At 54.3% G+C, this 12,020-nt stretch carries 14 protein-coding genes; 12 read left to right on the top strand and 2 right to left on the bottom strand.

Annotated features, from left to right (window positions below; genetic code table 11):
* Nucleotides 1–67 precede the first annotated feature (67 nt).
* From MHI42_RS08510 to MHI42_RS08495, 4 genes are all read left to right on the top strand, one after another.
* The gene (locus MHI42_RS08510) at nt 68–1,192 is read left to right on the top strand and encodes a metal ABC transporter substrate-binding protein (RefSeq protein ID WP_342423476.1); all 1,125 of its coding nucleotides are present in this window, start codon (nt 68–70) and stop codon (nt 1,190–1,192) included.
* Nucleotides 1,193–1,216: 24 nt separating this feature from the next.
* Nucleotides 1,217–1,486, top strand: coding sequence for a 30S ribosomal protein S14 (rpsN, locus tag MHI42_RS08505; protein WP_039308720.1), 270 nt, complete (start codon nt 1,217–1,219; stop codon nt 1,484–1,486).
* A 153-nt stretch (nt 1,487–1,639) separates the two neighbouring features.
* Nucleotides 1,640–2,059: a DUF6157 family protein gene (locus tag MHI42_RS08500; protein WP_342423475.1), complete on the top strand. Its 420-nt coding sequence runs from the start codon at nt 1,640–1,642 to the stop codon at nt 2,057–2,059.
* Nucleotides 2,060–2,128: 69 nt separating this feature from the next.
* Entirely contained in the window at nt 2,129–2,752 is a 624-nt protein-coding gene (locus tag MHI42_RS08495; protein WP_342423474.1) for a class I SAM-dependent methyltransferase, read from the top strand.
* An 82-nt stretch (nt 2,753–2,834) separates the two neighbouring features.
* Here MHI42_RS08495 and MHI42_RS08490 read toward each other — a convergent pair whose 3' ends face one another.
* A complete protein-coding gene (locus MHI42_RS08490; RefSeq protein WP_039308727.1) occupies nt 2,835–3,419 on the bottom strand; it encodes a helix-turn-helix transcriptional regulator in 585 nt (194 codons plus the stop codon).
* A 199-nt stretch (nt 3,420–3,618) separates the two neighbouring features.
* On the opposite strand from MHI42_RS08490, the gene MHI42_RS08485 reads away from it, so the two are divergent.
* From MHI42_RS08485 to MHI42_RS08460, 6 genes are all read left to right on the top strand, one after another.
* Nucleotides 3,619–3,906, top strand: coding sequence for a Dabb family protein (locus MHI42_RS08485; protein WP_039308729.1), 288 nt, complete (start codon nt 3,619–3,621; stop codon nt 3,904–3,906).
* Nucleotides 3,907–4,122: 216 nt separating this feature from the next.
* Entirely contained in the window at nt 4,123–4,563 is a 441-nt protein-coding gene (locus MHI42_RS08480; protein ID WP_340987919.1) for a HepT-like ribonuclease domain-containing protein, read from the top strand.
* Between the two features lie 42 nt (nt 4,564–4,605).
* Nucleotides 4,606–5,271, top strand: coding sequence for a metalloregulator ArsR/SmtB family transcription factor (locus MHI42_RS08475; RefSeq protein WP_171718466.1), 666 nt, complete (start codon nt 4,606–4,608; stop codon nt 5,269–5,271).
* A 98-nt stretch (nt 5,272–5,369) separates the two neighbouring features.
* Nucleotides 5,370–5,837 (top strand): YtxH domain-containing protein, encoded by a 468-nt coding sequence (locus tag MHI42_RS08470; protein ID WP_342423473.1) that lies wholly within the window; start codon nt 5,370–5,372, stop codon nt 5,835–5,837.
* A gap of 233 nt (nt 5,838–6,070) precedes the next feature.
* Nucleotides 6,071–6,877, top strand: a complete 807-nt coding sequence (racE, locus tag MHI42_RS08465; protein WP_039308737.1) for a glutamate racemase — start codon at nt 6,071–6,073, stop codon at nt 6,875–6,877.
* 228 nt (nt 6,878–7,105) lie between these two features.
* Nucleotides 7,106–8,314, top strand: coding sequence for a M14 family zinc carboxypeptidase (locus MHI42_RS08460; protein WP_342423472.1), 1,209 nt, complete (start codon nt 7,106–7,108; stop codon nt 8,312–8,314).
* 967 nt (nt 8,315–9,281) lie between these two features.
* On the opposite strand, the gene MHI42_RS08455 is transcribed toward MHI42_RS08460, so the two are convergent.
* Nucleotides 9,282–9,443, bottom strand: coding sequence for a hypothetical protein (locus MHI42_RS08455; RefSeq protein ID WP_342423471.1), 162 nt, complete (start codon nt 9,441–9,443; stop codon nt 9,282–9,284).
* A gap of 242 nt (nt 9,444–9,685) precedes the next feature.
* Here MHI42_RS08455 and MHI42_RS08450 point away from each other — a divergent pair, with 242 nt between their 5' ends.
* On the top strand, nt 9,686–11,062 hold the full coding sequence (locus MHI42_RS08450) for an FAD-dependent oxidoreductase (RefSeq protein ID WP_342423470.1): 1,377 nt from the start codon (nt 9,686–9,688) through the stop codon (nt 11,060–11,062).
* Nucleotides 11,059–11,997, top strand: coding sequence for a sugar ABC transporter permease (locus MHI42_RS08445; RefSeq protein ID WP_076244203.1), 939 nt, complete (start codon nt 11,059–11,061; stop codon nt 11,995–11,997). The genes MHI42_RS08450 and MHI42_RS08445 overlap by 4 nt, the downstream gene beginning before the upstream one ends.
* The last annotated feature ends 23 nt before the right edge of the window (nt 11,998–12,020 follow it).

Below are 12,020 nucleotides of genomic sequence, written 5' to 3'. Positions count from 1 at the left end.
ATCTTAAGTACGTCTTATATACATTCATAAATCTACAACCATTTAAGAAAAGGGGTCTCCAAAAAATATGATGAAGTCCAAATCAAAGTCCAAATTCAAAATCCGCCACCTTGCTGCCTTGTCTCTCACCGCTATGCTTATTGTCTCCGGCTGCGGAAACAATACTGCAGGCAATGCTGCCTCTACCGGCAGCCCTGCTAACGAACCGTCCTCTGCGGCTGCAGCTACAACCGTACCTGCGGCGGACAAGCTGAATATCAAGGTCAGCTTCTATCCGATGTATGAATTCACGAAGAATATTACCGGTGAGCTTGCGGATGTGGAAGTGCTGATTCCGGCCGGCACCGAGCCGCATGACTGGGAGCCGACCGCTAAGGATATGGCTGAGATTTCTGATGCGGATGTGCTTGTCTATAACGGAGCGGGAATGGAAGGCTGGGCGCAGCAGGTTGTGGACGGGGCTTCCGGCAGCAAACTGATTACCGTAGAAGCCAGTAAAGGGCTGGAAATCATGGAAGGAACGGAAGAGGAAGAGGGACATGACCATGACCATGAGCATGCCCATGAAGAAGGCACAGTGTCCGGCGAGGCTGATCACGACCACGAACATGACCACGAGGATGAACATGGGGAAGAAGCACATGCTGGAGAAGGCCATGATCACGGCGGTCTTGACCCGCATGTGTGGCTCGCCCCGGCTATGGCGATCCAGGAGGTCCGCACGATTGAAGCGGCTTTATCCGCAGCCTCACCTGAGAATGCAGCAGCCTTCAAAACCAATAGCGAAGCCTATATCGCCAAGCTGCAGCAGCTGGACCAGGAGTTCAAAGACGGGCTGAAGGATACGAAACGTAAGGACTTTATTACCCAGCATGCCGCTTTCGGATACCTGGCCCGTGAATATGGTTTAACTCAAGTGCCTATCGCCGGGTTGTCACCGGAGCAGGAGCCTTCCGCTGCTCAAATGGCAGAGATCGTAGAATTTGCCAAGGCGAATAACGTAAAAACGATCTTTTTCGAAACTCTGGTATCCTCCAGTGTGGCTGACACTATTGCCCAGGAAATTGGAGCCAAGACAGCTGTACTGAATCCGATTGAAGGACTGACGGAGGAAGACACCAGGAATAATCTGGATTACTTGGGCGTTATGCGCCAGAATCTTGAAGCTCTGAGCGCGGCGCTGAACGAATAAGAAGAAGAGAGGCTGATCCATACAATGGCTAAGAAGTCGAAGGTTGTCAAGGAACTGAAGCGGCAGGAGCTGGTGGCGAAATATGCGGACAAACGCAGAGAGCTGAAAGCGGCGGGAGATTATATGGCGCTGCAGAAGCTGCCCCGTGATTCCTCGGCTACCCGTCAAAAAAACCGGTGCACCGTCTCCGGCAGACCACGAGGGTACTTAAGCAAATTCCATGTTTCCCGGATCGTCTTCCGCGAGCTCGCACTCCAGGGACAAATTCCCGGTATCACCAAGTCCAGCTGGTAGACCGTTAACTTCATAGATGCTCTGCCGCAAGACGGCTGATTCTCTGGGATACAGGGGACCAGCCGTTTTGCCATATTCATTGACTTTGCCTGATGCAGCGGAGTGAATTATGATAGAGGAAAAAGATATTCCGCAGCTGAAGGAGGCTTCTAAATGAGCTATACCGATACTTTTATCCGTGTTGCTGAAGATTGCCCGGCAGAAATTGGCACAACCCCGGTCTCGGGACGGCCGCTTCCGCCCGCTCATGTCATTCAATACCAGCTGCTGGCCGGTGCTCCTTACCAATATAACCATGAAGAATTGCTATATCAGGTACATGTGCGGCACAAAGAAATTCCCGAAGAGGAGCGGGATTCACGCCGGGAGGAAATTTGGGCAGAGCTGTTTGCGAAGAATCATCCTTGCCTGCGGGCCTCCATGCTGCCCAAGAAGTACGGCTGGGGAGTCCACTATGATGCTGAAGGCAAAATCGCCTTGTACGCCAAAGAGTCTCCAGAGTACGATTATTATACTTCCAGCGGTGAAGCCGGGGTGAAGCTGCTGAATGCTATGCGCAGTAAGCGCCGCTGAGCAGGGAGCCGGGAGCGGGGAGCCAAAAGTACAGCATCACAATTTCCTGGATAGAAAGAAGGAAGCGTTATGTCACAGTATTGGAGTCAGCGGTTTGCCCGGGAGGGGATGATCTGGGGGAGCCGGCCCAGTCCGACTGCCGGGTGGGCCAAACAAAGGTTTATGGAAGACGGGGCATCTTCCGTCCTGGTTCCGGGTGCCGGTTACGGGCGGAACACCAAAGTGTTTGCCCCCGAATTTACCGTTTACGGCATAGAATTAAGTGAAGCCGCGCTGGAGCTGGCCGCAGAATGGGATCCCGGGACAACCTTTATCGCCGGATCTGCGCTGCAGCCGCAGCTTGAACATCCGGTGGATGCCGTGTATTGCTATGACGTGCTGCATCTATTCCTTGCGGATGACCGCCGCAGGCTGATTGAAGTGTGTCTTAAGCAGGTGCGCTCCGGAGGACTGCTCTATTTCACCAGCTTCTCCGATGAAGATCCCAATTATGGGTGTGGGAAGGAGCTTGAACCGGGCACTTATGAATACAAGGCAGATAAGTATGCCCATTTTTTTAGCGACGGCGATATAAGAGGGCATTTTGCCGGTACTGAGATTCTGGAGACGGGTGCATTTACCGAACCGCTGGAGAGTCCGCAGGGCGGGACCCATGAATACATACTAAGATACATTCTCGCACGCAAAAAATAAACAGGTGCAGGAGCGCAGCATCAAGAGGCCCTTCTCCAAACAGGAGGAGGGCCTTATTCAGACGTTTATTCAGGCGGTTACACTAGTGAAGCTCACAATCGGCGAACAGGATATGGCGCGGAATCCGGAAGAAATTCTCGGCTTTCTCCTGCAGCGCCAGCGTAGGCAGATGGCATTGGTGCAGCCACTTGCGGAACGTGCCGGGATGGACACCGATCCAGATGCTGACATCAGTTACCGAGAAGTCATACACCATGCAGAGTCCGGTCAGGATAGCATTGCTTTGCGGTGAACGGGCAATCGTTCTTTTCATGAAACGGGACGGGGTCGGCTGGCACACAATCGGACTCTGCCGCAGAAGAGCTTCATTGAACAAGATATGGGACGGATAACCGAGCAGGCGGCAGACCTTGTCCAGATTGGTTCTGGAGGGAATGCGGCCTTCATACACCCATGCGCTTACGCTGCGCGAGGAAACGGATAGCTCTTCTGCAAGTCTGGAGAGCTTCATGTCCTTAGCCATCAGAATGGCCAGCAGAACGCGGTTGCGGATCTGGCTGCGCTTTGGCCGGCGGAATCTTTTGACACGTACACCTTGTCCAAGATATTTGCGGTTGATCAGAGACCAGGCCTGAATTTTATGTGGTTCTTGCTGATTCTTAGGCATAATTCCTCCGATATACTGAATTAATGAAGTGGTAATTCTTCTAGTTTAGCTGTATATGACTTTAACATTACACCAATGCTTTCGTCCAGATCAAATGCCTCCGTTTCGTGCAGCGCTAAGTTTCTTTCAGTAATGCTGCTGTTTATGATATATTTTTAGTAATCAAATTTATATTAATCAAGAGCTGGGAGCGAGATAGATGATCAAGCATATTGTATTCTTCAAATTAAAGGACCGGTCCCCGGACAAAGTACAAGAGACAGTAGCCGTTCTACGCAACATGGAAGGAAGAATTCCGCAGCTTATCTCTATTGAAGTAGGAGCTGATCTGATTCACTCCGAGCGTTCGTATGATATTGCCCTGGTTACCGTTGTAGCCTCCATGGAAGATTTACAGGCTTATCAGGTTCATCCGGCCCACAAGGAAGTTATCGCCCACATTAACGAAGTCAAAGATGTTTCTGTGGCTGTGGATTACGAGATTTAGGCAGCATATGATCTGCAAGGCTGGAACCCATTAAGTACGGAAAGCGGTGACGGTTATGCGTGAGCTTGAGTATCCAATGGAAGCGTTAACGTATCTGGTTGTATTTTTGGCGGCTTGCTTCATTATGCTGTTCTGGCTGAAGCGCCGGGGCAAACGCGGGAAGTAGCGGCAGTTATTGAGTGGCAGGTCAAATTACCGCAGGGTGGAGGGTCATCTGTGTATTATGTCAACCGGAAGCAAATTGAAACGATACTTGAACAAATCCCTGATCTGAATAACGGTCTCCGGCACGCGGCATCTTCCTGGGATGGCAGTACGATACTTGGTCTTGTACAGGAACGCTGCCTGCATCTGGCGGTAGAAGTGGTTACCGATGTGGGCAGCTGTCTGATCGACGGGTTCATTATGCGGGATGCCGGGAGCTATGAAGATATTATTTCCATTATTCATGAGGAAAAGGTGCTGGGTGACAGCGGGATTTACCCTGATCTGACCTCGCTGGTAGCCCTGCGCAAGCCTCTGGTTCAGGACTATTATGTGTGGGAACGGAAGGCGCTGCATCCGCTGACGCTGGTGCTGCCGAATGTGCTGGAACAGTTCGCCTCCGAGGTGCGCGGCTATCTGGACCGGGAGCTGGGAATTGAAGTAACGGTGTAATCATAACGTAAAGTATGTAGTCAGACAGAAAGGAGGTCCTTTATGGCGAAGAAGGGTCAGGAAAGCGGTTCGACAAGGCGGATGATTATGACGCTGCTGAAGATGAAAGGGCCGCTGACAATCGGCGCTCTGGCGGAAGAGCTGGGCATTACCGAAATGGGCGTCCGCCGCCATGTGCTTCAACTGGAGCAGGAGTCGCTTGCCAAGACCAAGGTGGTGCGCCAGGCCATGGGACGTCCTATGCATGTATACTCACTTACCGAGCGGGCGGAAGATCATTTTCCCAAAAGCTATCACAATCTGGCGCTGGAGCTGCTGCGGGAGCTGGATCACGGGAGCGGGCTTGATGCGGTTAATGTGCTTTTTGAAGGCCGCAGGCGGCGTATGCTTGCCCAGTACACCCCTATGATGCAGAACCGCGATCTCGAGCAGCGTGTTGCCGAGCTGTCAGCGATTCAGAATGCCGGAGGGTATATGGCGGAATGGAGTAAGGAAGAGGACGGTTCGTATGTGATGCGTGAATTTAACTGTCCCATCCGCCAGGTCGCTACCCAGTACCGCAAGGCCTGCCAGTGCGAGCAGCATTTGTTCGAGGAATTGCTGGATGCGAAGGTTACCCGCAGTGAATGTATGGCGGAAGGCGGCCAATGCTGCCGTTATGCAATCACTCCGAACAAAAAGGAGAAAACTTCGGAAAACTCCAAATGATCAGTCACAGGACAAACTCTCTATGCTTATGATATACCAGAACTAGGCGATCGCCCGGGCGGCCGGGCAGAGGCACTTTGAATCCAAAGGAGAGATTGATGATGAAAAAGGATACCAAAAGCTTGCTCTGGGGTGTGCTTGCCGGCAGTGTGGTCGGAACGGTGACAGCATTGCTGTTCGCTCCTAAACCAGGTAAGGAGCTTCGCAAGGATATTGCCGAAGGAACAACTGAAGCGGTCGATAAGGTCCAGGAAATCGCCGGTCAGGCCAGTGAGAAGACTACAGAGATCTACGGCAAGGCTAAAGAAGCTGTAATATCGGTCGTCAGTGAAGTCAAAGAATGGAGCAAAGCCGTCACGGATACAGTGGAAGAAGCTAAGACGGCTACCGTAAGCGGAATTGCTGAAGAGGCTGTGGAAGCCTCAGAAGCGGATGAAGTTGCTGAGGCTGCTGACGCTGTGCTGGAAGAGGAAGCCGCTGAAGCTGAGATAGAAGCTGAATCAGACACGGATAGTGCTGTAGCTGAAAAGGTTGTTGACCGCAAAAGTGAAGGCGAGCTTTCCTAAGCTTACCCAACAATAGAGGAGCCGCTTTCCGCAGACTGGCGGGAGGCGGCTTTTGCCGTTCCTGTCCCTCCCCAGGTCTGGCCTGTTCCGGCCCGGGGCTGTGCCTGATGAATCCCTTACTTGAACTAAGCCGGTAAATGGGGTATTATCTGCAATTGGGGCTGAAATCCTGGTACACTTTATTCCGGCCTTACATAAGCTACACAAAACAAGTTAAAGGATGCGGTGTGTTCGTGCAGCAAGCAATAGCTATATTAGACTCAGGTGTGGGAGGATTGACCGTTGTCAAGGAAGTGATGCGACAGCTCCCCAGGGAGAAAATCATCTATTTCGGCGATACGGCGAGAGCTCCGTACGGACCCCGTTCGACTGAGGAAGTGAAATTGTTCACTGAACAAATCGTGGACTACTTAATTCAATTTAATCCTAAAATGATTGTTATTGCCTGCAATACGGCAACAGCGGCAGCTCTTGATTATATCTCCGCCAAGGTAGCCATTCCTGTGATCGGAGTCATTCACCCCGGTGCCCGCGCAGCCATCAGCGCTTCCAAGAATGGCCAGGTCGGCGTCATCGGTACCATCGGTACGATCAAAAGCGGTGCATATACGGCGGCGTTGAAGCAGCTGTCACCGTTCGTCCAGGTGGTCAGCCAGGCCTGCCCGGCGCTTGTCCCCTTTGTAGAACAGGGATTGTTCCGCTCGGAGGAGAGTCACCTAGCCGTAGCAGAGTCGCTGAACGGCATCAAATACGAGCCGATTGATACTCTGATTCTGGGCTGTACCCATTATCCGTTCCTGGTCGAGCCGATCGGTAAAGTAATGGGGCCGGGAGTCAAGCTGATCAGCTCGGCAGACGAGACGGCGCGGGAGATCAGCACCATTCTGTATGACAAAGGCCAGCTGGCGCGCGGGGATGAAAGCCCGATCCACCAATTCTTCTGCAGCGGCGATGCTGAGATGTTCCAGCGGATCGCCCGGGACTGGCTTGGCGAGCAGATTAGCCGTACCCCTGTAGTATGGCAGGTATCCTCGATGTAGGCTGGGATGCTCTCTGTGGTGAATTGAATAGGGACAAACCCCGAGGCATCATGGGGCGGATGTTACAAGCCGGGAGCGGGATTCCCGGCTTTTTGTATGTTCAAATCCTTCATGACATGGAGCTGCTGCTCATATACTAGGCTAGGGCTGTGTCCCGCCTGTATTCGCGGAGAGACCCGGACAGGCTGGAGGGGACGGCGGCTCAAGAGGGCCGGGAGGATGAGACATATGCAGCAATATATTGCCCGCAGGGGAGATACCGTAAGCCGTATAGCCGCAAGACACGGACTGACACCGGAGCATGTCATTCAAGGAAATCCATGGGCTGGAAGCCAGCCTTATTTATATCCGGGGCAGGTGCTGTTCCTGCCGTCTGCTCCGCGTAAGCGTTATGCGGTGCAGGAAGGGGACGATGCACACAGCATCGCTTCCCTGTTCGGTGTGGGGATTGACGAACTGGAAATGCTGAATCCGGGGGTAAGCTCGGGGCGCATATGCCTGCCGGGCAAGGTGCTTGTGATTCCGGCCGCAGCCCGCCGTGAGGAAGTCTATCTTCGCGGTGAATACGGACCGGCTGACCTGGAGGCGGATACCGTCAGGCTGGCGGACAAATATCCATTTGTCAGCACTGAAACCATCGGCACCAGCGTGCTCGGCAAGCCAATCACTCTGCTGCGGATCGGCAGCGGTCCAAGGCATCTGCATGTGAATGGCGCGCTGCATGCCAATGAATGGCTGACCTCGCCTTCGTTGATGCGCTTCATTGAAGAATACGCAGCAGCTTTTGCTTCGGGCAGCTCGTGGCATAGCCATCAGCCAGCGGACTGGCACCGGGACTGGACGCTATGGGCCGTGCCGATGGCGAATCCCGATGGTGTCGAGCTGGTGCAGGAAGGCGCGCTGCCGGATCATCCTTATTATGCTGCGCTGATGAAATGGAACAGCGGCAGGCGCAGCTTCCGCCACTGGAAGGCCAACATCCGCGGCGTGGATCTGGGCGATCAGTTCCCCGCCCACTGGGAAGAGGAGCGCGACCGGCGGCAGGTTCCCGGTCCGGCTCCGCGGGATTACAGCGGGCATGCCCCGCTCTGTGAGCCGGAGGCAGCGGCGCTGGCTGCTCTGGCCGAGCGGATTCCCGGCGATGCGGCCGTATCCCTGCACAGCCAGGGTGCAGAGATTTACTGGAACTACCGGGGCTACGAGCCGCCGGAGAGTAAGCGTTGGGCAGCGGGGCTTGCGGCAGTGAGCGGCTACCGGGCGGTCGAGCTGACCGGCAGCGATGCCGGATACAAGGACTGGTTCATCCAGCGCTTCCGCAAGCCGGGATTCACGGTAGAGCTGGGCATAGGCAAGAATCCGCTGCCAGCGGCTGATTTTGAGGATATGGCCCTGGAGACCGGACTCATACTCGGGGCGATACTCTCAAATTTGAAATAATAATGAAACAATGTCTGCAAATTTGCGTAAGATAACAGCAAAGGGCACGGCCGCAATCCTCCCTATCAATCCTCCGCGGCTGTATCCTTTTTTATTGTATTGCCGGTTGGAGACAAGCTGGTTGGAGACAAATCGGATCCATGGACCCGATTAATAGGCGCAATTATTAGGCGCAATAATTAACTCAATAATAAACGCACTAAGAAATCGTTCCTTAAAGAGCGGGCGGGCTGACCCCCCGACGCTTAAGGGGCGGTTTCTTTTTGTATTCGCTGGGGAGTAGGGGGGGAATGAGGAGCAGAAATGCCCCTGATTCCGCCTGGAGTGGGCTTGGTGAGGTAAATGAGGAGCAGAAATGCCCCTGATTCCGCCGGAAGTGGATTAGATGGACGAATGAGTTAGACTAATTTTTCCGGAGACTGCCGCTTGGTTAGTGGCTTGCCAAAATTGGTTACTGGTGATGCGGCAGCGGGCGCTCTAATGGAGGGACGCGGACTGAGAAGCGCTTATTTCACGAAAAAACTTAATAAGGGGGCTGAAGCGGACTGAGATTCCGTTAATTTATTCATTCGGGCTCAAAATGAGGTATATTCGGATACTTAACGGAATCTGAGTCCGTTTGACAGGAGATTTCGCCTGATTCCATCATTTAGCGGAATCTCAGTCCTCATCACTAGCTGAACCCGGCTGGGGTTCCGCTAGTAAACGCAAAGACAATGCACGCGCGCAGAGCATACATACGTCCATTCCTCCACACACCGCCACTCTCATACAAAGTGCTAACGTTACTCCAACGGCCTATACCAACTCGAACACCAACTCCAGCTCTAACTCTAGTTGGAAATCGAACTCCACTTCGAACGCCAACTCCCCAGCTCCCGCTCCAACTCGAACTCGAACTTAAGCTCCAACTTAAGCTCCAACTCGAACACCAGCTCCAACTAGAACACCAACTCCAGCTCTAACTCTAGTTGGAAATCGAACTCCACTTCGAACGCCAACTCTCCAGTTCCAGCTCAAACAACCACTCGAACCCCAGCTCAAACCCCAACCCCAACCCCAGCTCGAACTCGAACCCCAGCTCGAACTCGAACCCCAGCTCGAACTCGAACCCCAGCTCGAACCCCAACCCCAACCCCAACCCCAACCCCAACCCCAACCCCAACCCCAACCCCAACCCCAACCCCAACCCCAACCCCAACCCCAACCCCCTGAGTCTCCCGCCTAGGCATTTTATAGTCAAAATAATGCACATCAAGCCGTATGAAAGCTATACCGTACTCGCAAAAGTCTCTTGCTAAAATTAGCTTATAGAAAAGTGGCGGACGGATTCACGGAAAGAGGGCCGGCCGCCGGGAAAGTGAGGACCATATGGATAACGATACGTATACGCTGAAAAGTAAACAGATCCCGCTGAATTCCTCCTACGACGTCATTGTAGTCGGAGGCGGACCTGCGGGCTGCACCGCCGCAGCTGCGGCGGCAAGAGAAGGGGCACGGACGTTGCTGGTCGAGGCGACCGGCAGCCTTGGCGGAATGGGAACATCCGGCCTGGTGCCGGCCTGGTGCCCATTCTCGGATAAAGAAAAGATGGTCTACCGGGGTCTCGCGGCCAAGGTATTCAATACCTTAAAGGCGCAAATGCCGCATGTCCGGGAGGATGCGATGGACTGGGTGCCGATCGAACCGGAGAAGCTTAAGCGGGTGTATGACGATCTCGTAACGGAGTCGGGTGCGCATATCCTGTTCCTGACCGCGCTTGCGGATGTGGAGAGAGACGACCACGGCAACATCACAACACTACTCCTCCTGAACAAAAGCGGCCTGCAGGCCTTCCGCGCTACCGTCTATGTCGATTGCACGGGAGATGGCGATGTCGCCGCATGGGCAGGCGCCGAGTACGAGATGGGGGACGAAGCGACCGGCGAGCTTCAGCCGGCAACGCATTGCTTCATCCTTGGCAACGTGGATGATTACGCGTATTTGAACGGGCCGAAGCTGCATGCGGAGAACCCGCACAGCCCGATCCATGAAGTGGTCCGGTCAGGGGAATACCCGGCAATTCCGGACACCCATCTGTGCAACAACATGGTGGCTCCGCGTGCCGTTGGCTTCAACGCCGGACATCTCTGGGGAGTCGATAACACGAATTCCTTCTCCGTATCCGGGGCGCTGGTTGAAGGACGCAAGATGGCGGCTGCCTACCGTGACATGCTCGCCGCTGTCCATCCCGCGGCCTTCGGTAACGCGGTAGTGATGAGCACAGGCACGCTGATCGGAACGCGGGAATCCCGGCGGATTACCGGCGATTACGTCCTGACGGCGGAGGACTACATCTCACGCAAAAGCTTCGACGATGAGATCTGCCGCAACAGTTACTTCATTGATGTGCACGGCACACAGAAGGAGCAGCAGAGCGGCAGCGGGTCCAGCCAAGCGATCACGCTCTACGGTCCGGGCGAATCGCACGGCATTCCGTACCGCTGCCTTACGCCGCGCGGACTGCGCAATGTACTGGTCGCCGGCCGTTCCATCTCCTGCGACCGCAGGGTGCTGGGCAGTGTCCGGGTGATGCCGGTCTGCCTGGCAATGGGCGAAGCTGCCGGACTCGCTGCAGCACTGGCTGCCGCGCAGACCGGCGGTGACGTCCACACCATCGACACCGCCCGTCTGCGTACCCGTCTCCGGGAAGAAGGCGGCTATCTGCCGGACAACCAAGCTGAAACTGCAGGGGAGAGAATGCAATGAGTGAATCTGCTGTTACCCGTAAGACAACCGGGGCTGAGCCCAAAACTTACTGGACACGCAAAAGAAGGGAGCAGCTGGCGGGGTGGCTCTTTATCGCTCCCGAAGTGATCGGTATGCTGGTGATCGCCGTGTTCCCGCTGCTGTTCAGCCTTTTCCTCAGCTTAACGGAGTGGAATCTGGTCGGAGGCTTGTCCGCGATCCATTTTGTCGGCCTGGACAACTTCATCGAGCTGTTCCGAGACAACCGCTTCCTGCTGGCACTGAAGAATAACGTGCTGTTTACGATCGGCACGGTGCCGGTCACGATGCTGCTGGGGGTGGTGCTCTCGGCGCTGATCCATAAGAAGCTGTATGCCAAAACCTTTTTCAAAGTTGCCTTCTTCGTGCCCTACATTTGTTCAACCGTCGCGATTGCCGCCGTCTGGCAGGCGCTTTATCACCCGTCCAAAGGGCCGATCAACCAGATTCTGATGCAGATCGGCTTGTCCGAGCCGCCGCGCTGGCTGGTCGATACCAGCTTCTCGCTGATCGCCATTATGATTATTTACGTCTGGCAGCTGCTGGGCTATCAGATCATCATCTTCCTGGCCGGCATGACGAATATTCCGGAAGAGCTGTATGAAGCCGCAACGATTGACGGTGCGAGCGGGATCGGACAGTTCCGGCGGATTACGCTGCCGCTGCTGGGTCCGACTACTTTTTTCCTGGCGATCACCAGTACGATTTCGTCCTTCAAAATCTTCGACATGATCAAGTTCCTGACGGACGGCGGTCCCAACTATTCCAGTACGGTCATTGTGTACCAGATTTATGAGGAAGGGTTCGAGCGCTTCAAAATGGGCTACGCCTCGGCGATGTCCTGGGTGCTGTTCCTCATCATCATGCTGGTTACGTCGATTACCTGGATGACACAGAACCGCAAAGTCCATTATTAGTCTACGGCGAAAGGAACTAAGGC

Source organism: Paenibacillus sp. FSL E2-0178, assembly GCF_038593005.1.
GTDB classification, from domain to species: domain Bacteria; phylum Bacillota; class Bacilli; order Paenibacillales; family Paenibacillaceae; genus Paenibacillus_AQ; species Paenibacillus_AQ phytohabitans.
The sequence above is the reverse complement of the archived record's forward strand: the minus strand, read 5'-3'. Positions and strand labels throughout refer to the sequence as shown.